Here is a 23,746-nt window from a genome sequence, read left to right as displayed (position 1 = left end):
TGCCCAGCGGCATCTCCGCTCCCTGCTCATCTTTGACAGCGCGCCGAATTGGGTGCAGCTTAACCCACGTCTTGCCCGAAAGGCCGGACACCCCTTAGGGAGTGGGGTCACGCGGAGGATTTCCATGAGCGAGCCAACAACAGCCGCACCGCATCACGACTACGAAAAAGTTCTCAAGGACAGCTCGAAGGACGTCGCGTCTTTCGACACGGATGACAATTCGGTCCTCCAGAAATTCAGGCATTTCCTGCACTCGTCGCCTTCGGCCGTATCGCTGATCGTCCTTGTGCTTTCGCTGATCATCTTCGGCGCCCTCCTGGGTACGAAATTCTTCTCGGCCTTCTCGCTGACGCTGATCCTGCAGCAGGTGGCGATCACCGGCATCGTCGGCGCTGCGCAGACGCTTGTGATCATGACGGCCGGCATCGATCTGTCGGTCGGCGCCATCATGGTTCTGTCGTCGGTGGTCATGGGACAGTTCGTGTTCCGCTACGGCCTTCCGGTCGAGATCGCGGTGCTCTCAGGCTTTGCCGTCGGCGCTCTCTGTGGCTATATCAACGGCCTGCTGATTGCCCGCATGAAGCTGCCGCCGTTCATCGTTACCCTCGGCATGTGGCAGATCGTGCTTGCCACGAACTTCCTCTATTCGGCCAATGAGACGATCCGCGCCCAGGATATCGAAACCCAGGCGCCGCTGCTGCAGCTCTTCGGCAACACGTTCCGCATCGGCGGCGCAGTCTTCACTTACGGCGTCATCGCCATGGTCCTGCTCGTCGCCGTCCTCTGGTATGTCTTGAACCATACCGCCTGGGGCCGGCATCTCTATGCCGTCGGTGACGACCCTGAAGCCGCCGGCCTTTCCGGTGTCAACGTCAAGCGCATGCTGGTTTCGACCTACGTACTCTCGGGTCTGATCTGTGCGCTGGCCGGCTGGGCTTTGATCGGCCGTATCGGTTCCGTCTCTCCGACAGCGGGCCAGTTCGCCAACATCGAGTCCATCACGGCCGTGGTGATCGGCGGCATCTCGCTCTTCGGCGGCCGCGGCTCCATTCTCGGCATGATGTTCGGGGCGCTCATCGTCGGCGTCTTCTCGCTCGGCCTGCGTCTTCTCGGCACCGATGTCCAGTGGACCTATCTCTTGATCGGCGTGCTCATCATCGCCGCCGTTGGTATCGATCAGTGGATCAGAAAGGCAGCAGGCTGATGGCAACCGAACCTCTTCTCACGGCGCGCGGTCTGGTCAAACGCTATGGCCGCGTCACAGCCCTCGATCATGCCGACTTCGACCTCTATCCCGGCGAAATTCTCGCCGTGATCGGCGACAACGGTGCGGGCAAGTCTTCGCTCATCAAGGCGATCTCGGGCGCAATCCGTCCCGACGAAGGCGAGATTCGGCTGGAAGGTCAGCCGATCCACTTCTCGTCACCGATCGAAGCCCGCAAGGCGGGCATCGAGACGGTGTACCAGAACCTTGCTCTGTCGCCGGCGCTGTCGATCGCCGACAACATGTTCCTCGGACGCGAGCTTCGCAAACCGGGCTTCATGGGTCAGTTCTTCCGCAAGCTCGATCATTCGGCGATGGAAAAACAGGCGCGCGCCAAGCTCTCCGAACTCGGCCTGATGACCATCCAGAACATCAATCAGGCGGTGGAAACGCTCTCTGGCGGTCAGCGTCAGGGCGTTGCCGTGGCACGTGCCGCCGCCTTCGGCTCGAAGGTCATCATCCTCGATGAGCCGACGGCAGCGCTCGGCGTCAAGGAAAGCCGCCGCGTTCTGGAGCTCATTCTGGATGTCCGCTCGCGCGGCATTCCGATCGTGCTTATCTCGCACAACATGCCGCATGTCTTCGAAGTGGCCGACCGCATCCACATCCACCGCCTCGGACGCCGCCTGACGGTGATCAATCCGAAGGAATACACAATGTCGGATGCTGTTGCCTTCATGACCGGTGCAAAGGCCGCTCCGCAGGAGACGGTCGCCGCATGAACCTCAGGATAGACGAAATCACCGGCGCGGTTCTCGACCGCGCCGGAAGTGCGAAGCGCTTCCTCGTGGCGATCGCCGGCCCGCCCGGCGCCGGCAAATCCACAATGGCCGACAACCTCGCCAACGGCCTGAAGGCGCGCGGCGAAACCGCCGCCGTCCTGCCGATGGATGGCTTCCACATGGACAATGCCGTGCTCATCGAGCGCGGCCTGCTCGCCCGCAAGGGCATCCCCGAGACCTTCGACGTCCGCGGCTTCCTCGATATCGTCCGCGCCGTGCGTCCGGCCGATCAGGAAGTTCTGGTTCCGGTCTTCGACCGCTCCCGCGAACTGTCGATCGCCTCTGCCCGGCCGATCTCGCCGCACGACCGTTTCATCATCGTCGAAGGCAACTACCTGCTGTTCACGCAGGGGAAGTGGGCTGCTCTCGACGGCATCTTCGACTACACGATCATGCTGGCCCCGCCGATGGAAGTGCTCGAGGAGCGCCTCTGGGAGCGCTGGCGCGGCTACAAGCTCACGGAGGAAGAGGCCAGCGCCAAGGTCTATGGCAACGATCTCCCCAATGGCCGCCTCATCCTGGAGAACCGCCGCCCGTCCGACATGACATTGGAGATTGCGCTCTAGGGCCGATCTGGTCACGCCTAAACGGTTGTTTCCATCGGCCTGTTGATGCTATCGAAGCGCCACCCGCAGCGCTCCGGAGGCTCCCATGCAATCGATCACCATCCGCCGTCCCGATGACTGGCACCTGCATCTGCGCGATGGCGCCATGCTGGAGGGGGTGATCGGTGATACCAGCCGCGATTTCGCACGCGCCATCATCATGCCGAACCTTGTGCCGCCTGTGGTGACGACAGCGGATGCGCGCGCCTATCGTGAGCGGATCATGAAGGCGCTGCCGCAGGGCGATCGCTTCGAGCCGCTGATGACACTTTATCTCACGGAGCATACGAGCGCCGACGATGTCGAAGAGGGCAAGAAGAGCGGCCTGATCACCGCGGTGAAGCTCTATCCGGCCGGCGCCACCACCAATTCGCATGGCGGCGTGCGCGATATGGACAAGGCAATGCCTGTTCTGGAGCGCATGGCGAAGATCGGTCTGCCGCTCTGCGTCCACGGCGAGGTCACGACGCCGGAGATCGATATCTTCGACCGTGAAGCCGTCTTCATCGAAACCGTGCTTGAGCCGCTGCGCAAGCGTCTGCCGGAACTGAAGGTGACGATGGAGCATGTGACGACGGCCGATGGCATCGACTACATCAAGTCGTCGAAAGCCAATCTGGCGGGCTCGATCACAACGCATCACCTGATCATCAACCGCAACGCCATCCTCGTCGGCGGTATCCGTCCGCATTATTACTGCCTCCCGGTCGCCAAGCGCGAGAACCATCGCCTGGCGCTGCGGGCGGYGGCCGTCAACGGCGATCCGCGCTTCTTCCTCGGCACGGATTCGGCCCCACATGTCGATCCACTGAAGGAATGCGCCTGCGGCTGCGCCGGTATCTACACCTCGATCAATACGATAAGCTGCCTGGCGCATGTCTTCGAACAGGAGAATGCGCTCGACAAGCTTGAGGCTTTTACTTCGCTGAATGGCCCGGCCTGGTATGGCCTGCAACCGAACGACGAGAAGGTCACGCTGGTCAAGCGGGATGAAGCGATCACGTTTCCGTCAAAGATCGAGACGGGGGCGGGCCCTGTGACAGTCTTCGATCCGATGTTCCCGCTGCATTGGGATGTAAAACGCTAAGGAAAACCGGCTTTACCGTCAATTTCGGCGGGTATCCGTGTTGCCGATACTATGACAGGCTCGCGGTTCGAATATTCGCGTTCGCGGTCCATGATTTTTTAACAGAATGCATAAGACATTCGTCACCAGTGACAGGCTAGTTTCTGGACGAATTGTAGGGCGCGGCAGAAGCCGCGGAGTTTTGAAAGCATGATGCTGGATTATAATTCCCTTTTGCTGGCGCTCGGCGTTTCAGCAACGTGTCTGGCTGTGACCCTGATGGGCAGCTGGTTTGCGCGGCGTGCCGAAACCTTTCTGTTGACCTGCACCTGCGGCCTCGTTCTCGTCGTCAGCGGCATTTTCGTCTACAGTGTCTATGTTTCGTCGCCCGGTCTGATCTCAGGCACCGCCAGCTTTGTCCTCTTTCAAGCGGGCTTCGCTGCCATATGGGGCGCCGGCTATCAATTCCGCACCAGCCGTCTGCCGCTCGCGGGCATTCTCTTATATGCGCTGCTTGCGATGCTGGTGCCGGTCGGCAGCATGATTGCTGGCTACGATGGACTTGGTTTCATCGCTGATAACACGTCGATCACCCTGCTGCTGCTCGCCACCGCCTATCAATACTGGCGGGCGCGGGCCGAGGCGCCGGCACCCATCATGGGTATCACAGTTCTTTATACGCTGACGGGCATATCCTTTGCGCTCTGCGCTGCGGTGCTGATCTATGATGGCAAGATGGTGCTGGGCGCTGCACCCAACAACTGGGCCGAGGATCTGAGCCTTGCCGTCTGCATCGCCAGCATGACCGGTATCGGCGCCCTGTCGCTGGCGCTGCATCAATGGCGTCTGGCGGCCCGCCACAGGCAGGATGCGATTACCGATCCGCTGACCGGCCTGATGAACCGCCGCGCGCTGTTCGATCGTCACGGCGAGCGTCTGATGGGCGCCTCCACGGCCGTCATCATCTTCGATCTCGACCATTTCAAGTCGATCAACGACCGCTATGGCCACGCTGTCGGCGACCGCGTGCTGCGGGTCTTCGCCGGCGAGCTCGGCGCTCATTGCCGCGATGGGGATACCGTCGCCCGTCTCGGCGGCGAGGAGTTTGCCCTCGTCCTCAAGGAGATCATGCCGGGCCGGGCTGAGATGATTGCCGAACGCATCCGCCGCACCTTTGAGGAGCGCGAGATCTATGTCGAAGACGAGATGTTGCGCTGCACCGTCAGCATCGGCGTGGCGCCGGGCCGCGCAACACCGATGGATTTCGATACCATGCTGAGCGAAGCCGACAAGGCGCTCTACGCCGCCAAGCGCGCCGGCCGCAACCGCGTTGAACTTGCAAGCCATCTGCTGGCTGTTCCCGACGCCCCCTCGGTTCGCAGCGCCTCTTGATCATCCAACATTAATCGCTAATGTCGGCGTTGGCCGGATGCAGCCAGCCGTCCCGCGGCGCGCAAGCGCTAAGGTGAATGCATCCAGATGAAATCCTTCACATCCTTGCCAATGGCGAACGATGGCGAACGGGTCAGCAGACGCGGGCACTGATCTTCCTGTTCGCCGCCGATGGAAGGATGAACGATGCGCGATTTTCGCGATGCCAAGACCATGGCAAAAGCACTGCGGCAGGCGCTGGCCAGCCGCGACATTTCCCTGACGCACAGCGAGACGCTGGAGATCGTTGCCAGGCAATTCGGCTTCGATCAATGGAACATCCTCGCCTCCAAGCTTGATGAAGCTCAAGATGGCGAGCCATCGATCGCGATCGAGCCGCCGATCCCGATCTTCCGCATTTTCGACGTGGCGAAAGCCATGGAATTCTATTGCGGCTTCCTGGGCTTCACCCTCGATTGGGAGCACCGCTTCGGCGAAAACTTTCCGCTCTATTGCCAGGTGTCGCGCAGCGGCATGATCATGCATCTGAGCGAACATTCCGGCGATGCCAGCCCCGGGGCCAAGGCTTTCGTCTGGATGAAGGGGGTGCGCGCCTTTCAGGCCGAGCTTGCCGGCAAGGACTATCGCTATATGAAACCCGGTGTCGAGGACGCGCCTTGGGGCGCCGAGATGACTGTAATCGATCCGTTCAGCAACAAGATTGCCTTCTGCGAGCGGGCCTAAACTGACGGATGAGGCGGGAGCTCTGTCTGCCGCCTCGCTTTCAGAGCAGCATCAATGCACGCACGAAGGCGATCGCCGAAGCCAGCGATGCCACGGTGCGGACATGGTTCCACCAGGTCCAATCCCTCAGATAAATATTCCACAGATCTGCCGCTGCGCTGCCATTGCCGCTGACTTTCGCCAGCGCATCGTTCATCGGTACGTTGAAGACGATCGTCGAGACGAACGATGCGACTAGATAGCAGGCGGCACCGGAAATCATCCAGAGGCTTGCGCTGCCGCGCCAGTCCGTTAAGGCGATGACTGCAATCCCCACGCAGATGATGGCGACCGGGATGAACAGCAGCATGAAGGGCGATCGGACGATGGTGGCGTTGATCGAGTTCATTGCTGCGATGCCTTGTTCCGGCGGAATTTTCGAAAAGGCGCTCATGATGAAGGTCGAGAATGCGAAGAATATGCCGGCAATGAGACCGCTACCGATCGCGGCGGCGACGAGAAGAATGGGAAGAGTGGCGGCCATGCGAATTCCTCCGGTTAAAACAAGAGAAAATCTCTCATTTGCAAAATGAGATAAACTCTCTTATTTTTCTTGTCAACTTTCGAGAGGCGCACCATGGATGAGAAAATGCCGTCCCGGCGCAAGCGCGCGGCTGACAATACCGGCCAGCCACGCCGCATTCCAAGCCAGCAGCGCGGCCGAGAGCGCTTCGAAAGGATCCTGGCGGTGGCCGCCGAACTCATTGAGTCGAAGGGTAGCGACGCCCTGAAAATGAGCGAGATCGTCGAAAAGGCAGATCTGTCTTTCGGCGCGCTTTATCAATATTTTCCCGACAAGAGTTCGATCATCCGAACCCTGGCCGAACGTTTCAACGAGCAGGGCAGGCGTTGCGTCGAGGATGAGCTGTCGCGTGTTTCGGATGCCGCGTCGCTGCATTGGGCGCTCGCCAATATTACCGACGAATATTACCAGTTTTTCCGCCGCGAACCGGTCATGCGCGATATCTGGCACGCGACACAAGCCGACAGGCCGTTGCGCGCGGTCGATGCCGAAGACATGGAATTTCACGCGCAGGCCCTGTTTGCGGTCCTCGCAAGGCTCTGGCCCGCGCGGCCGCCGGGCGAGCTTCTGCCGCCCGCGCGGTTGCTGATGCAGCTTCTCGCCGCCGCTGTCCGCTATGCAATCTCGCTGGATGAGGAAGAGGGGGAGAGGGCGATCACGCTCTACAAGAGGATGCTGCCCGCCGATATCGAAGGGCTGATCTCAAGTGCTCCCTGACCAGGAAACACTCAGCTTGCAACGCTTTCTCCGGTGATCGATTTCGCCACCGCCCAGTGAACCGTGTTGCGGCCACTGTTTTTTGCCGAGTAGAGTTTCCGGTCGGCCGCCGTCAGCATGACCTTCAAGCTTTCATTCGCCGGGTCGCCACGATAGACGCCGAAGCTTGCGGTCACGCGCCCAGCCGGCAGGACGCCGATCGCTCTTGATGCCAGCTCCTTGCGAAGCCGCTCGGCAATGGCGATGGCCGCGGCCGTCCCGGTCTTCGGCAGGACCAGGCAGAATTCCTCGCCGCCGATGCGCGCGGCGATATCGTAGGGCCGGAGATTGTGCTGGATGGTCGCACCCGTCGCCATCAGCACCTGGTCGCCGACATCGTGACCGAACTCGTCGTTGATCGACTTGAAGTGATCGAGGTCGAAGACGACGACCGATACCGGCGTGCGCTCGCGCATTGCCCGGGTGATTTCCATGGATCCGATCTCTTTCAGCCAGCGGCGATTGCCGAGACCGGTGAGAACGTCGGTTGTTGCCTGACGGCGAAGTTGGGAGAGCGTTGCATCGAGCTCGGTGATCAGCATCGAAATTCCGTTCGTGACGACGCCCACGTCGTCGGTCCGTTTACTGCGGATCGGTTTGACTGCGCCTGTCGAACGGTACGCTTCGACGGCGACCGAGATTTCATGCAGAGGCTTGATCAGCATCCAGACGGAGGCGAGGCAAAAGCCCGTTCCGATCAGCGTCGCTGCAAGCACCGTACCGAGAACGGGCATCGCTTCGCTGCGGAAGCCGGTAACCAGATAAACGACCAGTGCCAAGAGCGGGATGTGGGTGGATGCAAAGCAGATGGAGAAAATCTTGAACGTCAGGGAAGCGCTGACCTTCTGAGTAATCTCGGATACCGTCAGACTCATTCTGGACTCCTTGCCCGGTTCTCATAACCGCGGCGAAGGTGACCCGTCAGGTCTCATCCAAATGTTAAATGGATCGTTAAAATTCGAGTAATTTCAGGGATCTGGCGTGGCGAAATGGCTGAACGCTCTGGAATGCAATGAATATCATAAATTACTGAAGTATGCTCGGCATTGTGGAAAAATCGCGGGCTGTATCAGTTTAGGCGCGCTATGGTTTTGCGGTCAGCGCGCCGTCTCGCGCTCGCGTCGAACGGTCAAAAAGTTCCGGCACTGGAAAGATTTTTTGGTTGCTGCTATTGCCGCGTAACACCGTGAGCCAAGGAGAGAGCAATGACCCACACGACATTTCCCGATCGCGCCACTATGGCAGAACTCCTTGCTAAGATGCTCTGGGAAATCAAGGCGGTTCATTTCAACGCCGAGCAGCCCTACAAGCTGGCCTCCGGCATGGCGAGCCCGGTCTATATCGATTGCCGCAAGCTGCTCTCCTATCCGCGCGTCCGCTCGGCCGTGATGGATTTTGCGGCCAGCGTCATCACCCGCGACGCCGGCTTCGAGCGCTTCGATTGCATTGCCGGTGGCGAGACCGCGGGCATCCCTTTCGCGGCACTCTTGGCGGATCGTCTCAGCCTGCCGATGATCTACGTGCGCAAGAAGCCGAAGGGTCATGGCCGCAACGCGCAGATCGAGGGGCATATGCCGGAAGGTTCGCGCGTTCTCGTTATCGAGGATCTGACGACGGCCGGTGGCAGCATGTTCACCTTCATCGATGCAATCCGCGCAGCCGGCGGCATCGTCGATCATGGCATGGCGCTGTTCTACTACGGGATCTTCAACGAAGGTGCCTTGCGCTTTGCTGACGGCAAGGTGAAGCTTCATCATATTGCGACTTGGCGCAACGTTCTGGCTGTTGCCAAGGAACAGAAGCTTTTCGACGAAAAGACGCTGAGCGAAGTGGAAGCCTTCCTGGACGCGCCACTCGCCTGGTCCGGCCGGAACGGTGGCGTCAGTGAGCTTTCGCTCTAGCCTTTTGACAAAAGCTCACTTAATGGATTGAGGCAACACGGCCTTTTTGGGAGGAAATCCGATGATTTTGTGCTGCGGCGAAGCGCTGATCGATATGCTGCCGCGTGAGACGACGCAGGGCGAAAAGGGTTTTGCGCCCTATGCCGGCGGCGCAATCTTCAACACCGCAATCGCGCTCGGCCGCCTTGGCGTGCCGACCGCCTTCTTCACCGGCATTGCCGATGACATGATGGGCGAAGTCCTGCTTGGCACGCTGAAGGCCAGCAATGTCGACTACAGCCCTTGCGCCATCACCCCGCGGCCCTCGACCATCGCTTTCGTCAAGCTCGTCAACGGCCAGGCCACCTATGCCTTCTACGACGAAGGCACGGCAGGGCGCATGATCACCACTGACGACCTTCCTGTTCTCGGTGACGATTGCGAAGCGCTGCACTTTGGCGCCATCAGCCTTATCCCGAGCCCCTGCGGCGAAACCTATGAGGCGCTGCTTGACCGCGAGGCCGCCAAGCGCGTCATCTCGCTCGATCCCAACATCCGTCCGGGCTTCATCAAGAACAAGGAAGCCCACATGGCGCGCATCAAGCGCATGGCGGCCAAGTCGGACATCCTGAAATTCTCGGATGAGGATCTGGAGTGGTTCGGCCTCGAAGGCAGGCATGACGATCTCGCCGCCTACTGGCTGAAGCACGGCGCCAAGCTCGTCGTCATCACCAAGGGCGCCGAGGGCGCATCGGGCTACACGAACGAGCGCAAGGTCACTGTTCCCAGCGAGCGCGTGACCGTGGTCGATACCGTCGGTGCCGGCGACACGTTCGATGCCGGCGTTCTCGCGTCGCTGAAGATGGACAACCTGCTGACCAAGGCCCAGGTCGCCTCGCTCGACGAAAAGGCGCTCGGCAACGCTCTGGCGCTCGGCGCCAAGGCTGCGGCCGTCACCGTCTCCCGTGCCGGCGCAAACCCGCCATGGGCGCGCGAAATCGGCCTCTGAGATCAGGTCCTGCGCTTGAGAAAGCCCAGGACCTTTTCATTGAAGAGCGTAGGCCGCTGCAGCGGCGCAAAATGGCTGACGCCGGGGATGAGAAGGAACTCAGCGTCAGGGATGATCTTCGCGAGATATTCCATGTGTTCGCGCCGGATGAATTCGTCGCTATCGCCGATCGCAACCGTGACCGGCACCTTGATCGCCTGTAACTCCGCGGCGGTGTAGTTGGGTTCGCTCTGCATCATCTTCCCGACATCGGCAACGAAGGCTTCGAAGCCGCCGGGCGTTGCCGAGAGCGCCTGATAGTCCTTCCGATGGCGGCTGAAGCAGCGGTCGATGACCGGCGTCGGCCGGAATTCGAGCGTGCCCGTTGCATCCATGTTGCAGGCAAAGAAGAAGACGCCCGATACGCGCTCTGGATGCCGGTCGGCAAGGATCAGCGCTGTACAGGCGCCATCGCTCCAGCCGATCACCGCGGCTTTCCCGATCTCCAGATGATCCATGACGGCAAGCACGTCATCGGACATTAGGACATAGCTGAACGGCCGATCGTCGCGCGTGCTGCGTCCATGGCCGCGGCTATCGATGGCGATGACACGATATCCGGCATCGACCAGCGCCGGCACCTGGTAGCCCCAGTTTCCGGCATTCCCGAGGCCGCCATGCAGCAGGATCACCGCCGGACCGGCGCCATAGCTGGCATACCAGATTTGTGCACCATCATTCGAAACCCGGCCTTTCGCGCCGGAGGCGGGCAGCGGCTCAGCGCCATCTTTATCGAATTTGAAAAGCTCGTCGTCGATGAATTCCATGGACAATCTCCTCGTGCATTTCCCATAGGACGAATAGATGTCCCGTCATTCGACAGCAGCAAACAAAAAAGCCCACCCGCGCTGGCGGATGGGCTTGATAGTTGATTAAGGGGGCGCCTTACTTGGCAAGCTTCGCCAGTGCAGCGACGAGACCCTGCGTCGAGGAGTCGTGGCCGGCGGCGCTCTCCTTGCCTTCGACAACAGGCAGCAGGCCGGTCGCCAGTTCCTTGCCGAGCTCGACGCCCCACTGATCGAAGGAGTTGATGCGGAAGAGCACGCCTTCGACGAAGACGCGGTGCTCGTAGAGTGCGATCAGGCGGCCGAGCGCATAGGGCGTCAGCTTGTCATAGACAAAGGTTATCGACGGGCGGTTGCCGGTGAAGACACGGTGCGGCGCGATGAAATCGGCCTTCTTGCCATCCATGCCCTTGTCGGTGAGCTGCTTCTTGGCTTCCTCGAAAGTGCGGCCCTTCATCAGCGCTTCGGACTGGGCAAGCACATTAGCCATCAGCAGCTGATGCTGGTGGCGCAGCTCGGGCTCGAAGGCGTTGGCCGCAATCATGAATTCCGCCGGGATGATGCTCGTGCCCTGGTGGATCAGCTGGTAGAAGGCGTGCTGGCCGTTGGTGCCGGGCTCGCCCCAGACGACGGGGCCGGAATTGCCCTCGACCGGCGTGCCGTCGATGGTGACGCCCTTGCCGTTAGATTCCATGTCGAGCTGCTGCAGATAGGCCGGGAAGCGCGACAGGCGCTGGTCATAAGGCAGCACGGCGCGCGTCGGATAGCCGAGAACGTTGCGGTGATAGAAGCCGATCAGGCCGAGAAGCATCGGCAGGTTTTCGGCAACAGGCGCCTTGCGGAAGTGGTTGTCGACGGCATGGGCTCCATCGAGGAACTTGCCGAAATTGTCGGGGCCGATGGCGATCATGATCGGCAGGCCGATGGCCGACCACAGCGAGTAGCGGCCGCCAACCCAATCCCAGAAGCCGAAGACGCGCGCGCTGTCGATGCCGAATGCGGCGACCTTATCGAGCGCCGTGGAAACGGCCGCGAAGTGGTGCTGAACGGCGGCATCGCCAAGGGCCTTGGCAATGAACTGGCGCGCCGTCTGCGCATTGGTCATCGTCTCGACGGTGGTGAAAGTCTTCGATGCGATGATGAAGAGCGTGGTTTCCGGCTGAACCAGCTTCAGCGTATCGGCGATGTGCGCACCGTCGATGTTCGACACGAAATGCGCCCGCGGGCCGTCATGGAAAGGGGCGAGCGCCAGCGTGGCCATGACCGGACCGAGGTCCGAGCCGCCGATGCCGATATTGACGACGTCGGTGATCTTCTTTCCGGTCGCTCCCTTCAGCGCACCCGAGCGGACGCCGTCGGCAAACTTGCCCATGGCGGCGAGCACGCCGTTGACGTCAGGCATCACATCCTTGCCGTCAACGATAACAGGTGTATTGGAACGGTTGCGCAGCGCGGTGTGCAGCACGGCACGGTCTTCCGTGAAGTTGATTGCCACGCCGGAGAACATTTCTTCACGCTTCTTCGCAACGCCGCCTTCTTCGGCGAGCTTAACGAGCAGCGCCAGGATTTCGTCGTTCACAGCAGTCTTCGAGTAATCCATCAAGAGATCGTCGAGAGAGGCGGTGAAGCGCGAGAAACGCTTGGGATCGGTAGCGAAGGCAGCGCGGATATCGGTTGCTTTGGTGGCGGCCGCAGTGCTCTTCAGCTTTTCGACGATGGCATTCATGGGAGGCTCCTTTGGAGGCGGAGAGGGTTGCGGAAACTATTCGCTTTGTAGGGCGCAAATCAAGTTCAGCCACAGGCTGCCTGCAAAAAATGACACGAGTTGTGCCGCGCTTGATGAAAAGGGAGAGTGCAGGTATATTTATGGAGTGGCAGACGGAGTTGGTGCTCCGCCTGCCGTGGCTTATTTTGTAAGAATGGTGACCCGGACGGACACTGACCAGCTCGTCCGGGTTTTCCTTACCATAAGCGTAACGCTTAGCGGTTTATACCACATGGCATTACCTCCGTTTCGCAAAGCAAGGCTCTTGCCAAAGCCGGTGCGGCCCATCCTCACCGGTGGGCCGGCTGGTCTCGACCCGTGCTGCTTTTGCCTGGAAACGGTGTGATCAAATCACATCTTATGGTTGCTTTCAATTATACGTGAGTCTACCCGCGCAGATCCTTGCGCAGAATTTTCCCGACAGGGCTCTTCGGCAGCTCGGTGCGGAATTCGACGATCCGCGGCCGTTTGTAATTGGTGAGGTTTTCAGCGCAATGCGCCTTCACCTCGGATTCGCTCAGGTTGGGATCCTTGCGAACGACGAACAGCTTCACCGTCTCGCCTGAGTGGCCATCCGGAACGCCGATCGCGGCGGCCTCGAGAATGCCGGGGTGCATTGCCGCCACTTCCTCGATCTCGTTTGGATAGACGTTGAAGCCCGAAACGAGGATCATGTCCTTCTTGCGGTCGACGATCTTCGTATAGCCGCGTTCGTCCATGAATCCCATGTCGCCGGTGCGGAAATAACCGTCTGGGGTCATCACGCGGGCCGTTTCCTCCGGCTTGTTCCAGTAGCCGGCCATGACCTGCGGCCCACGGATGCAGATCTCGCCGATCTCGCCGAGCGGCAGCGAATTGCCGTCTTCGTCCCGGATATCGAGTTCCGTCGAGGGGATCGGCAGACCGATCGAGCCGGTGAATTCTGGGGAGTCGAAGCGGTTGGCAGTCGCGACCGGCGAGGTCTCGGAGAGGCCATAACCTTCGGTGATATGCGAGCCGGTCATCTTCAGCCAGCGCTCTGCCACAGGCCGCTGCACGGCCATGCCGCCACCGAGCGACATGACGAGCGACGAGAAGTCTAGCTTGGCAAACTCCGCATTGTTCATCAGTGCGTTGAAGAGGGTGTTTAGGCCCGGGAAGATATGGACATTGGCCTTGCCGAATTCCTTGACGAAGCCCGGAATATCGCGCGGGTTGGCGATCAGGATGTTATGGGCGCCAAGCGACATGCCCATCAGAGAATTCACGGTCAGCGCGAAGATATGGTAGAGCGGCAGGGCGCAGAGGAAGTTCAGCACCTCCGGCTGCTTCTTCTTGTCGAAGGCCGATTTCAGCCACAGCTGCAGCTGTAGCTTGTTGGCAAGCAGATTGCGGTGGGTCAGCATTGCACCCTTGGCAACGCCGGTCGTGCCGCCGGTATATTGCAGGAAGGCGATGTCATCACCGCTGAGCGCCGGACGCTGCAGCGACCGGCCGGAGCCTTCCGACAAGACCTGCTTGAAGGTCTTGTGCTGCGGGATGGACCATGAGGGCACAAGTTTCTTGACCTTGCGCACCACCAGATTGACGATCAGCCCCTTGGCGCCGAGCATCTCGCCAAGCGAGGTAACGACGACGTGGCGCACGTCGGTCTTGACAAGAACCTGCTCCACAGTACGGGCAAAATTCTCCAGCACGAAGATCGCCTTCGCGCCGGCATCGCGTAGCTGATGTTCGAGTTCGCGCGGCGTATAGAGCGGATTGACGTTCACGACCGTCAGGCCGGCGCGCAGTATGCCGTAGACCGCGACAGGGTTCTGCAGCACGTTCGGCATCATGACGGCGACGCGATCACCCTTCTGCAGGCCAAGGCTCTGCAGCCAGGAGGCGACTTTGCGGGTCTGCGTCTCGAGCTCGCGATAGGTCAGCGATTTGCCCATGCTGGAGAAGGCGACACGATTGGCATAGCGCTCGCAGGACTTTTCCAGCAGTTCGGCCAGCGAATCATATTCCAGCGGCGGCAGCTCGGCGGGCACGATATCCGGATAGGTGGCAAGCCAGGGCCTTTCCCGCTTGTCGCCGCCAGGATGGACGGAAATGCTGTTCATCGTGTCTCTCTCCCTATCCGGCCACGAATGCCGGTTTGCGGCTGCCGGCGGACAATCCTCCATCATCCTTGCGGGCAGCTTATGCCAATGGCCGAATGGTTCAAGCCGCATTCAGCGTTACACTAACTTTGACGTAAACGTCAATAATATGCAATCGCGCATTTGCGATAAGGCGGGGAACAATGACTCTAGCGTGGCGTTGTCCCGTCATGAAAAACAACAAAGGAGCTGACAATGCTTAATCAGGATACAGACGCCAGCCGCCGCGATCCCAACGTTAAGGACACGCATTCGCTAATCGCCAGCGACCGCGTGGAAGGCACCCGCGTTTATGGTGCAGATGGCAAGCATATCGGCTCGATCGAGCGCTTGATCATCGGCAAGCGCGATGGGCGTGTGGCCTATGCCGTGCTGAGCTTCGGCGGCTTCCTCGGTATCGGTCACGATCATTACCCGCTGCCGTGGGAAAAGCTGAATTACGACACCCAGCTGGACGGCTACCGCATCGATCTGACCAAGGAACAGATCGAGGGAGCGCCGAGCTACGCGGACGATGACGACACCTGGTACAACGACAACGGCCGCCGTGTTTACGATTACTATGGCGTGCCGCCCTACTGGATGTAATTCGTTCTTCGGGACGAGCAGAAAAAACGCCTCGCTGCTTGCGGGGCCTTTTGGCGTTTTAGGGGAGTAGATCGTTGGCGCAGCGAAGTACGACGCCCGGAGTGATATCCTGAGCCTTGAATGTCTTCGTGGTCTTGATCGCAAACGTATGGCTTTCGCCCGGCAACAGCGTGATCAGCATGCTATCGACGACAGCAGCTGGATCCAGCCGGTCCGCCATCAGGCAGAGATCCTTGAGAAAAGTACCCGCCGTGACGATGACATCAAAACCATCGGCGGTCGCATGGATGGAAACCTTCATCTCAGGCTTCGGTAATTTCAGATCGATATCCTCGACAAAATAATGGAAGGCGCGCTTGTCGAGCATCTGCACCACCACGACCTCATCCGCCGCGTTGTCCGGTGTCGCGATGTCGTCTGCAAGTTCGAATTCCTTCGCCTCGAACCGGTCGCAGAGAAGCCGCCAGAATTCGAATTCCGCCAGAACGGTGCCATCGAGGCGCATGCGCTTGCCCGATATCTTCGATCGCCAGAACAGCGTGCGCTCGTTGATCGCAACCGCGGCCAGCTTTTCGCCGCGCGGCTGGATGGTCAGCAGGCGCGGATCGAAGGCCTGCTGCATCGCATACCAGAGCGGCTTGCGACGGCCGGCGGAATCGAGCGCTGCCCAGGAGGTTACCGGCCAGCAATCGTTGAACTGCCAGACGATGGCGCCCTTGCAGATCGCCCGGTGCGAGCGCATGTGCTCGATCGCAAAGCGGATCGCCCTTGCCTGGTTGAGTTGCGTAGCGAAATGCCAGTCATCCATCGTCTCAGGCACCGGCAGGTGGCCCGAGAGGCCGCGGATCAATTTCTCATTGCCCTGCGTTGCCTTCTGGTGGTGGAAGACGCCGTGTGACTGCGGCGTCAGCGGCGCATCATGCACGCTCTCTTCCAGCGTCGCCCAGTTCGGCGGCGCCTGCCATCCGAATTCGGAGCAGAAGCGCGGAATGTAGTCCCGGTAGACTTCCCAGCCGACATCGTTCCAGACGTCCCATATGTGCTTGCAGCCGTGCCTGTCGTCGTTCGGCTCGATATCCATGCTGCCGGAATAGGGACTGCCGGGATAGTACGGTCTATTAGGATCGAGCTCGGCGCAGAGCTTCGGCAGCACATCGAGATAGTAGCCGAGCCCCCAGCTGACGCCGTCCTTGATGATCGGCCGCCAGCCCCATTCGTCGAAGCCCCAGATATTCTCGTTATTGCCGTTCCAGACCATCAGCGAGGCATGTGGCATCAGCCTGACGACGTTGTCGCGAACCTCGGCTTCCACCTCGCCACGCAGCGGCTCCTCTTCCGGATAGGACGCACAGGCAAAGAGGAAATCTTGCCAGACCATCATGCCGGCGCGGTCGCAGGCCTCGTAGAATTCGTCCCGCTCGAAGATGCCGCCGCCCCAGACGCGCAGCATGTTGATATTCGCCGCCTTCGCCTCATCGATCTGTGCGGCGTAGCGTTCGGCAGTCACGCGCGACGGAAAACAATCGTCGGGGATCCAGTTGGCGCCGCACACAAACAGCGGCACGTCATTGACGATAAAGGTGAAAGCCGAGCCGTGCTCGTCCGGCGCGGTGTCGAGACGGATGGATCGGAAGCCGATCTCCTTCGCATAGCGGTCCAGCACATGGCCGCCAGCATCGCGCAATTCGATGGAGAGCGGATAAAGCGGTTGGCCGCCCAGATGATGCGGCCACCAGATCTGCGGCGAGGGAACCGTCACCTGAAAGCTTGCCTCGCCGGAAGCACTGACCTCGACAGCATGCGAAACGCCGCCGATCAGTGTCACGATCGAGCAGCCCTGGCAGTCCTGTTGAGCCGCGATCCTGGCGTTGATCGTTACCACGCCATCACCACCGGCAAGCGTCGCTGAAACACGCGTCTCGGCCAGCCGCGCCCGGTCCCAGCTTTCCAGCCGCACCGGTCTCCAGATGCCCGCCGTCACCAGCGTCGGACCCCAGTCCCAGCCGAAGTTGCAGGCCATCTTGCGCATCAGGTTGCCGGGGCCTGGATAGTTGCTCGGCCGGTAGCCGTATTGCTTCTCCATCTCTGCGCCATAGGCATAAGCGGAGCGGAAGGTGACAGAAAGCTCGTTTGAGACTGCCTTCAGGCGGCCAGACACATCGAAACGGTAAGTCCGGTGCTGGTTGAACGTCCGGCCGATCTCTTCGCCGTTCAACCGGATCGTCGCGATCGTATCCAGTCCATCGAAGACCAGTTCCTGGACCATGGCCTCGTCGGGCACAGCGTCGAAACTCAACCGGTAAACCCACTCGCAACGGCCGATCCAGTCATTGGTGATCTCGTTGACGTCGAGATAGGGATCGGGGATGAGGCGGGCTGCAAGCAGGTCGGTATGGACGCAGCCGGGCACGGTGGCCGGAATGTTCTTGGGCAGTCCTGGCCGACCTGTATCGTTGCAGGAAAGGGTCCAGCCGGTATGCAGTTCTGTCTTCTCGATCATCGAATGCTCTTACTGAAAACGGCCGTGGCGCTGCAGGACTTCGATCTTGTAGCCATCAGGATCGGTGATGAAGAAGAACAGGGCAAAGAGCTTGCCGTCGCGGTTGAGCTCGACCAGCTTGCCGGGATTGAGCCCGGCCTTCTCCAGCCGCGCGTGCTCGACGGCGACTTCATCTACTGAGATGGCGAGATGCCCGTAGCCGTCGCCAAGATCGTAGGGCGCGGTGCGGCCCTTGTTGACAGTCAGCTCCAGTTCGAAGCCGGTCTCCGGATTGCTCATGTAAACAAGCGTGAAGGTCTCGAAATCGACGCGATCGGCAACCGTGAGGCCGAAGACCTTGCCGTAGAACTCGACGGATCGCGCCTCTTCGACAACGCGGATCATGGAGTGAATCATCTTTGCCAAGGCAGCCTCCTCATGCCGTATCACGGCAGCCTTGGTAGCCGCCGGATCAGGCGGGGCGCAAGCCAATTCTGCGGGTGATCGCGCTTTCGACGAGACCCATGGCATCATAGATCAGCACCGCCATCAGGCCGACGATCAGGCCACCCTGCAGGATGAACGCGGTATTGTCGGAGATCAGACCGGCGATAATGACCTCGCCGAGCCCCTTGGCCGCCACCGTGGAACCGATCGTTGCCGTGCCGATATTGATGACGGTCGCGACCTTCAAACCCTCGAGGATCAAGGGCAAGGCGAGCGGCAGTTCCACCTTGAACAGCCGCTGCGTCGGGTTCATCCCCATGCCGTCTGCGGCATCGAGAATGGCGGGATTGACCTGCCGGATGCCAGAGACGGTGTTTTCGAAGATCGGCAGCAGGCCATAGAGGAAGAGCGCAATCAGCGTCGGCGCGGCCCCGAAGCCGGTGGCGGGAACCGCAAGCGCCAGAACCGCGACAGGCGGAAAGGTCTGCCCGGCATTGGCAATGGCGCGCGACAGCGGCAGGAAGTCCTCCCCACTCTTGCGGGTCACGAACACGCCGGCAAGGATCGCCAGAATGGCGGTGAAGACGATCGAGCCGATCACAAGTTCCAGATGCGCCAACGCCAGGGAGGGCAGGCTGTTCTGCGTGTAAACGGGCGGCGCGTTGTTGTTGGTCAGCGGCACGAGCATGAAGGAAAGCCACTCCGTCCTGAACAGCAGGATCAGGAGCAGCGTGAATGCCGCCACACGGAAGATATTGGCGACGATGAACTTCATGCCTTGCGGCCCAACTCGAGCAGCTTGGTCATAGATATCGATCCGACCGGTGTCTTTGCGCCGTCCGTGACCGCAGCTTCCTCGGAGCCCTGCCAGATCATCTCCGCCAGCGCATCGCGCAGGCTGAGCGATTGCGGCAGCGAGAAGCCGAGGCCGCTCTTGGCTGGCGCCATGCTCTCCTTCAGCGGTGAGAGTGACATCAGCTTAAGCGCCCGGTCCGAGGTTCCCGTCAGTTGCTGCACGAAGGGATCGGCGGGCTCGGTCAGGATCTTTTCCGGCGTCGAGCACTGCAGCAGCTTGCCGCCGCTCATCACGGCGATCTGGTTTCCGAGATGAAAAGCCTCGTCCATGTCGTGGGTGACAAGGATGACGGTGGTGCCGAATTGCTTCTGGATCGCCAGCAGGTCGTCCTGCGCCTTGCCTCGGATGACGGGGTCGAGCGCGCCGAACGGCTCGTCCATCAGCAGCACTTCGGGTTCTGCCGCCAAGGCGCGTGCAACGCCGACGCGCTGCTGCTGGCCGCCGGAAAGCTGGTGCGGATATTTCTCGGCAAAGGTCGCCGGATCGAGATTGAAGAGGCCGAGCAGTTCTTCGACGCGCTTGGCGATGCGGGCGCCATCCCAGCCGAGAAGCTGCGGCACGGTTGCGATGTTCTGCGCCACGGTGCGGTGGGGGAAAAGGCCGTGGCCCTGGATCGCATAGCCGATCTTGCGGCGAAGTTCGGTCACCGGCACGTCCATGACATTCTGCCCGGCGACGAAAATCTCTCCCTCGGTGATCGGCACCAGCCGGTTGATCATCCGCATCAGCGTCGATTTGCCGGAGCCCGAGGTGCCGACGATCACGGTGACCGATCCCTTCTCGACGCGCATCGAGACATTGTCGACGACGGTGGCGGCGCCATAGCGCTTGGTGACGTTCCTGATCTCGATCATGGTCATGCGACGGATCCCCGTATGCTGTCGATGACCGCATCCAGGATGACGGCCGATGAGAAGGCGAAGAAGACGGTCGGCACGGCGCCGAGCATGACCAGGTCCATCGCCGTCTGGCCGATGCCCTGGAAGATGAAGATGCCGAAGCCGCCGCCGCCGATGAGTGCCGCGATGGTGACGAGGCCGATTGCCTGCACGAGCACGATGCGGATGCCTGTGACGATGACAGGCAGTGCCAAAGGCAGATCGATCCCGGTCAGGATCTGGCGGCGCGTCAGGCCCATGCCCGCCGCCGCATCACGCACCGAGGGATCGACGCCTTCGAGGCCAACCACGGTATTGGCGACGATTGGCAGCAGCGAATAGAGCACCAGTGCGATCAGTGCCGGTGCAGTGCCGATACCGCGGATGCCGAGCTCGGCAGCCAGCGGCACATGTGTGGCGATGTAACCGAGCGGCAGCATCAGGATGCCGAACAGTGCCAGGCTCGGAATGGTCTGGATGAGGCTCAGTCCCTGTAGAACCGCAGCGCGCAGCTTCGGCACCCAGAAGCAGAAGATGCCGAGCGGCAACCCGATGATGATGGCAATCGCCAGCGACCCGAAGGCGAGCAGCAGATGCGACCAGGCCTCGGACCAGAACTGGGCCGAACGCGTCGAGAATTCCTTCATGATCGACAGGCTGTCGAGCAGCCCGGAGGTGAGGCAGACCGCTAGCAACGCGCTGTAGGCGGCAAGTGCTGCCACCCGCATCCAGGGTGTCAGCCGGATTTTCACCAGCGCATCAGAGACGATCAGGCCGACGACACCGAGCAGGATCCAGAAACTGCCGCCGGGCGTCATGCGCGCGGCATTGCTGTTCGGCGGCGTGAAGGCCGTGGCGGCCAAGCCGATCGCGGCGATCAGTGCCGCCAGCGCCAGCGTGCTGATGGCAAGCCGCAGCACGGCATTTTGCAGGAAGAGCGCGGCAAAGGCGGTGGCGATGAGCAGGAGGGTGAGAACGATGGTGGCGGGCTGGTCGAGAAGCTGCGTGAGAAGCATCGGCTTGCCTGAGGCAATGCGGTTCGCCTTCACATAGATGAAGGGCAGAAGAGCAGCGGCAACAACGCCAGCAATCACCAACACCACGCCGAGCCGGTCCAGTTTGCGGACCGCTAAGGTTTCTTCCATCGATCCATCCCTGTCCGCCAAGAAGGTAGCTCCGCCCCGAAGGGCGGAGCAATGTGAATTACTTCAGGAAGCCTTTTTCCTTCAGATAGCCTTCGGCAACCGACTTCGCCGGCTCGCCGTCGACCTGGATCTTGGCGTTCAGCTTGCGCAGTTCGTCGGCGGTCAGGCTCTTGAAGATCGGGGCAAGCACTTCCTCGATCTTCGGGTTGGCCTTCAGCACGTCTTCGCGGATGATCGGGGTCGGTGCATAGACCTGCTGCACGCTCTTGTCGTCTTCGAGAACGACGAGCTCGGCCGCCTGGATCGCGCCGTCGGTGCCATAAACCATGGCGGTGTTGACGCCGTTGGTCTGGTCGGCAGCGGCCTTGATGGTTGCAGCCGTGTCGCCGCCCGAGAGCACGACTTCCTGATCGGCCGTCAGCTTGAAGCCGTAGGTCGTCTGGAAGGCGGGCAGGGCGCCAGCCGAGTTGACGAATTCAGCAGAAGCCGCGAGTTTCGCTGCGCCGCCGCCGGCAACCCATTTGCCGAAGTCGGACATGGTCTTGAGGTTGTTCGGACCGGCGACATCGCTGCGAACGGCGAGCGCCCAGGTGTTGTTGGCAGGCGAGGGTGTCAGCCAAACGATCTTGTTGGCGTCATAGTCGAGCTTCTTGGCCAGCGCATAACCCTGGTCGATATTCTTCCAGGCGGCGTCATCGGCCTTGTTGAAGAAGAAGCCGGCATTGCCTGTGTATTCGGGATAGATGTCGATCTCGCCGGCGGTGATCGCCTTGCGCACGACAGGCGTTGCGCCGAGCGCGATACGGTCCTTGGTCTTGATGCCGTTGGCTTCCAGAGCGAGCGCGATGACGTTGCCGAGCAGCGTGCCTTCGGTATCGATCTTCGACGAAACGACGACGTCTGCAGCATGGGCCGCACCCGCCGCAAAGGCGGAAATAGAAACGGCAAGTGCGAGTTTCTTCAGCATGGAGTGTCCCCTTGGTTTGCACCGTTTACAAGCGCTAGGGCTCTGGCGGAGCCCTTCACGTGTTAAGTCCCCCGGCTCGGGCGAAAGCCGCCGTCATGCCGGACCTGCGAGCATCATGGAAATAGTGTGCGTTCTCGAAAAATCGATGCAACCCCTCTCCAGTATTTGCGATCGCGGCGCGATTATCGCCGTGAAAGCAGTCCCGCGCGCGCAATTGCATTCCTTTATGCAATGCTGGCGGGATTTGTTTTTGTTCCCTTGCGTGTTTCCACGATCATCGAGTGCTCAACGGCTTCATCAGCCATCGCCCCGCTTTTCTTGTCCGGTGACGATAACCTGCGAATTCCGAAATGGGATATCTTTTTTCGTGAACACACAATAGTGTCCGATTTTCAGTGACTTCCGGAGACCCACGCATTGCATCTGGGCGCCCTTTTCATCGCCAGCCATGTCCTGTCATCGGGGTCCGTCAGAGAGACCGCGCGGCGCTTCACGCTGGCCGCATCGACGGTGTCGGCGGCTGTCTCCAATCTCGAAAGCGAACTGGCGCTGAAACTGACGGAACGCAGTTCCGGCGAACTGGTGACGCTGATCGCCAGCAGCAAGGTGGGCGAGGGATTGGTGCCCGTTCTGGAGGCGATCGGTCAACTTGCCGATCTCTCGGGTGAGGCGCCGGAAGACTTCGAAGGCTGGGCTGCCCGCATCCCGGTAAAGGTTGCGACCATGGAGCGTTTTCTCGAGGTCGCCGATCAGGGAAGCATCAATCGTGCTGCCCGCCGTCTCGGCCTCGGTCAGCCGCAGCTTTCGCTGCAGATCGCCAATCTGGAGAAATTCACCAGCCACAAGCTGTTCGAACGGCAGGCGCAGGGCTCGGCGCTGACCGAGGAGGGCAGGCGCGCCTACGCCATCTTCTCGGCGATCAGCCAGGCATGGAACGACCTGAAATCGGCCGCCGACGAGCGCTATCAGCGCACAGCCCGGTCGCTGAGGATCGGCTCGATCATCCCGACCGGCGCCGAAAGCTGGGTGGCTCGCTGCCTCGGCGCATTGGTGGCAGACTGGAATACCGGCCGTAACAAGAATGCCATCTCGCTGATCTCGATGACCGCCGATGACCTGCGCGAGGCGCTGAAATCCGGCCGTATCGATGTCGCCATTCTCGATTCCGTTTTCGGTCTCGAGAGCTTCCAGAACCGCGAACTGCTGCGCACCGATCTTGTCGCCATCGCCCCGCCGGAGAGCACGGAGGCGGATGTCGCCGCGTTGGTCGCCGCTCACCCGATCTGCACCCCAAGCGAGCGCACGGGTCTCGGCGATGCTGCGACGGCACTCAGCCGCGCCGGCATGGTGAGCCGCCGCTTCCGCAATCAGGATATCCGTGCGGCGGATTCGCTGCCCGTGATCGTCGATCTCGTCGCCAATCACGGCTATGTCTCTTTCCTCGGCCGCGTCAGCGCGCTGCCGATTGCCGATCGCGTGCGGATCGTCGATCTGGCCGAGCAGATCCCGATTTCCTATCATGTGGCCTTCAATCACCGGAAAGCTTCCGCCGATGCCTGCACGATGATTATCGACGCGGTACGCAAAATCGTCGGCCAACCCATCGCAAAATCGCCGGTCATGGCGTAGAGC

The 23,746-nt window shown here is 60.8% G+C and carries 23 protein-coding genes; 12 read left to right on the top strand and 11 right to left on the bottom strand.

The window, feature by feature from the left end; all coding sequences use genetic code 11:
• Window positions 1–124: 124 nt before the first annotated feature.
• From AC1DIJ_RS10090 to AC1DIJ_RS10065, 6 genes are all read left to right on the top strand, one after another.
• The gene (locus AC1DIJ_RS10090) at window positions 125–1,204 is read left to right on the top strand and encodes an ABC transporter permease (RefSeq protein ID WP_112385309.1); all 1,080 of its coding nucleotides are present in this window, start codon (window positions 125–127) and stop codon (window positions 1,202–1,204) included.
• Window positions 1,204–1,986 (top strand): ATP-binding cassette domain-containing protein, encoded by a 783-nt coding sequence (locus tag AC1DIJ_RS10085; RefSeq protein ID WP_112385310.1) that lies wholly within the window; start codon window positions 1,204–1,206, stop codon window positions 1,984–1,986. Before AC1DIJ_RS10090 ends, AC1DIJ_RS10085 begins: the two co-directional genes overlap by 1 nt.
• Window positions 1,983–2,612, top strand: coding sequence for a nucleoside triphosphate hydrolase (locus tag AC1DIJ_RS10080; protein WP_112385311.1), 630 nt, complete (start codon window positions 1,983–1,985; stop codon window positions 2,610–2,612). Before AC1DIJ_RS10085 ends, AC1DIJ_RS10080 begins: the two co-directional genes overlap by 4 nt.
• Before the next feature lie 85 nt (window positions 2,613–2,697).
• Window positions 2,698–3,738: a dihydroorotase gene (gene pyrC, locus AC1DIJ_RS10075; RefSeq protein ID WP_477831391.1), complete on the top strand. Its 1,041-nt coding sequence runs from the start codon at window positions 2,698–2,700 to the stop codon at window positions 3,736–3,738.
• 189 nt (window positions 3,739–3,927) lie between these two features.
• Window positions 3,928–5,109, top strand: a complete 1,182-nt coding sequence (locus AC1DIJ_RS10070; RefSeq protein WP_112385313.1) for a GGDEF domain-containing protein — start codon at window positions 3,928–3,930, stop codon at window positions 5,107–5,109.
• Between the two features lie 186 nt (window positions 5,110–5,295).
• Window positions 5,296–5,832, top strand: a complete 537-nt coding sequence (locus tag AC1DIJ_RS10065; protein WP_112385314.1) for a bleomycin resistance protein — start codon at window positions 5,296–5,298, stop codon at window positions 5,830–5,832.
• Between the two features lie 40 nt (window positions 5,833–5,872).
• On the opposite strand, the gene AC1DIJ_RS10060 is transcribed toward AC1DIJ_RS10065, so the two are convergent.
• On the bottom strand, window positions 5,873–6,355 hold the full coding sequence (locus tag AC1DIJ_RS10060) for an anthrone oxygenase family protein (RefSeq protein WP_112385315.1): 483 nt from the start codon (window positions 6,353–6,355) through the stop codon (window positions 5,873–5,875).
• Window positions 6,356–6,448: 93 nt separating this feature from the next.
• On the opposite strand from AC1DIJ_RS10060, the gene AC1DIJ_RS10055 reads away from it, so the two are divergent.
• Entirely contained in the window at window positions 6,449–7,111 is a 663-nt protein-coding gene (locus AC1DIJ_RS10055) for a TetR family transcriptional regulator (RefSeq protein ID WP_112385316.1), read from the top strand.
• An 11-nt stretch (window positions 7,112–7,122) separates the two neighbouring features.
• On the opposite strand, the gene AC1DIJ_RS10050 is transcribed toward AC1DIJ_RS10055, so the two are convergent.
• Window positions 7,123–8,025 (bottom strand): GGDEF domain-containing protein, encoded by a 903-nt coding sequence (locus AC1DIJ_RS10050; protein WP_112385317.1) that lies wholly within the window; start codon window positions 8,023–8,025, stop codon window positions 7,123–7,125.
• Between the two features lie 330 nt (window positions 8,026–8,355).
• Between AC1DIJ_RS10050 and AC1DIJ_RS10045 the strand changes: the two genes are divergently transcribed.
• Window positions 8,356–9,051, top strand: coding sequence for an orotate phosphoribosyltransferase (locus AC1DIJ_RS10045; protein WP_112385318.1), 696 nt, complete (start codon window positions 8,356–8,358; stop codon window positions 9,049–9,051).
• Between the two features lie 61 nt (window positions 9,052–9,112).
• Window positions 9,113–10,039: a carbohydrate kinase family protein gene (locus tag AC1DIJ_RS10040; RefSeq protein WP_112385319.1), complete on the top strand. Its 927-nt coding sequence runs from the start codon at window positions 9,113–9,115 to the stop codon at window positions 10,037–10,039.
• Window positions 10,040–10,041: 2 nt separating this feature from the next.
• Here the strand turns inward: AC1DIJ_RS10040 and AC1DIJ_RS10035 are convergent, their stop codons facing one another.
• The 3 genes from AC1DIJ_RS10035 to AC1DIJ_RS10025 form a co-directional block, all read right to left on the bottom strand.
• Window positions 10,042–10,845, bottom strand: coding sequence for an alpha/beta fold hydrolase (locus tag AC1DIJ_RS10035; protein WP_112385320.1), 804 nt, complete (start codon window positions 10,843–10,845; stop codon window positions 10,042–10,044).
• Between the two features lie 118 nt (window positions 10,846–10,963).
• The gene (pgi, locus tag AC1DIJ_RS10030; RefSeq protein WP_112444483.1) at window positions 10,964–12,589 is read right to left on the bottom strand and encodes a glucose-6-phosphate isomerase; all 1,626 of its coding nucleotides are present in this window, start codon (window positions 12,587–12,589) and stop codon (window positions 10,964–10,966) included.
• Window positions 12,590–13,014: 425 nt separating this feature from the next.
• The gene (locus tag AC1DIJ_RS10025; protein ID WP_112385322.1) at window positions 13,015–14,715 is read right to left on the bottom strand and encodes a long-chain fatty acid--CoA ligase; all 1,701 of its coding nucleotides are present in this window, start codon (window positions 14,713–14,715) and stop codon (window positions 13,015–13,017) included.
• Between AC1DIJ_RS10025 and AC1DIJ_RS10020 the strand changes: the two genes are divergently transcribed.
• Both AC1DIJ_RS10020 and AC1DIJ_RS10015 read left to right on the top strand, forming a co-directional pair.
• Window positions 14,705–14,947, top strand: coding sequence for a hypothetical protein (locus AC1DIJ_RS10020; protein WP_148194258.1), 243 nt, complete (start codon window positions 14,705–14,707; stop codon window positions 14,945–14,947). The two genes, AC1DIJ_RS10025 and AC1DIJ_RS10020, sit on opposite strands and share 11 nt — an antisense overlap.
• Before the next feature lie 2 nt (window positions 14,948–14,949).
• Window positions 14,950–15,342: a PRC-barrel domain-containing protein gene (locus AC1DIJ_RS10015; protein ID WP_112385323.1), complete on the top strand. Its 393-nt coding sequence runs from the start codon at window positions 14,950–14,952 to the stop codon at window positions 15,340–15,342.
• A gap of 58 nt (window positions 15,343–15,400) precedes the next feature.
• Here AC1DIJ_RS10015 and AC1DIJ_RS10010 read toward each other — a convergent pair whose 3' ends face one another.
• From AC1DIJ_RS10010 to osmF, 6 genes are read right to left on the bottom strand one after another with little or no spacing between them, the layout of a single operon-like run.
• On the bottom strand, window positions 15,401–17,842 hold the full coding sequence (locus AC1DIJ_RS10010) for a glycoside hydrolase family 2 protein (RefSeq protein WP_112385324.1): 2,442 nt from the start codon (window positions 17,840–17,842) through the stop codon (window positions 15,401–15,403).
• A gap of 9 nt (window positions 17,843–17,851) precedes the next feature.
• A complete protein-coding gene (locus tag AC1DIJ_RS10005) occupies window positions 17,852–18,247 on the bottom strand; it encodes a VOC family protein (RefSeq protein WP_112385325.1) in 396 nt (131 codons plus the stop codon).
• 46 nt (window positions 18,248–18,293) lie between these two features.
• Entirely contained in the window at window positions 18,294–19,043 is a 750-nt protein-coding gene (locus AC1DIJ_RS10000; RefSeq protein WP_112385326.1) for an ABC transporter permease, read from the bottom strand.
• Window positions 19,040–19,984, bottom strand: coding sequence for an ABC transporter ATP-binding protein (locus AC1DIJ_RS09995; RefSeq protein ID WP_112385327.1), 945 nt, complete (start codon window positions 19,982–19,984; stop codon window positions 19,040–19,042). Before AC1DIJ_RS09995 ends, AC1DIJ_RS10000 begins: the two co-directional genes overlap by 4 nt.
• A complete protein-coding gene (locus tag AC1DIJ_RS09990; protein ID WP_112385328.1) occupies window positions 19,981–21,147 on the bottom strand; it encodes an ABC transporter permease in 1,167 nt (388 codons plus the stop codon). The genes AC1DIJ_RS09995 and AC1DIJ_RS09990 overlap by 4 nt, the downstream gene beginning before the upstream one ends.
• Before the next feature lie 58 nt (window positions 21,148–21,205).
• Window positions 21,206–22,114, bottom strand: a complete 909-nt coding sequence (gene osmF, locus AC1DIJ_RS09985) for a glycine betaine ABC transporter substrate-binding protein OsmF (protein WP_112385329.1) — start codon at window positions 22,112–22,114, stop codon at window positions 21,206–21,208.
• Window positions 22,115–22,531: 417 nt separating this feature from the next.
• Between osmF and AC1DIJ_RS09980 the strand changes: the two genes are divergently transcribed.
• Window positions 22,532–23,743 carry a LysR family transcriptional regulator gene (locus AC1DIJ_RS09980; protein ID WP_112385330.1) on the top strand — a complete coding sequence of 404 codons (1,212 nt, stop codon included), beginning with the start codon at window positions 22,532–22,534 and terminating at the stop codon, window positions 23,741–23,743.
• The last annotated feature ends 3 nt before the right edge of the window (window positions 23,744–23,746 follow it).

It is taken from the genome of Rhizobium sp. 10N427, from assembly GCF_056394605.1.
The sequence above is the reverse complement of the archived record's forward strand: the minus strand, read 5'-3'. Positions and strand labels throughout refer to the sequence as shown.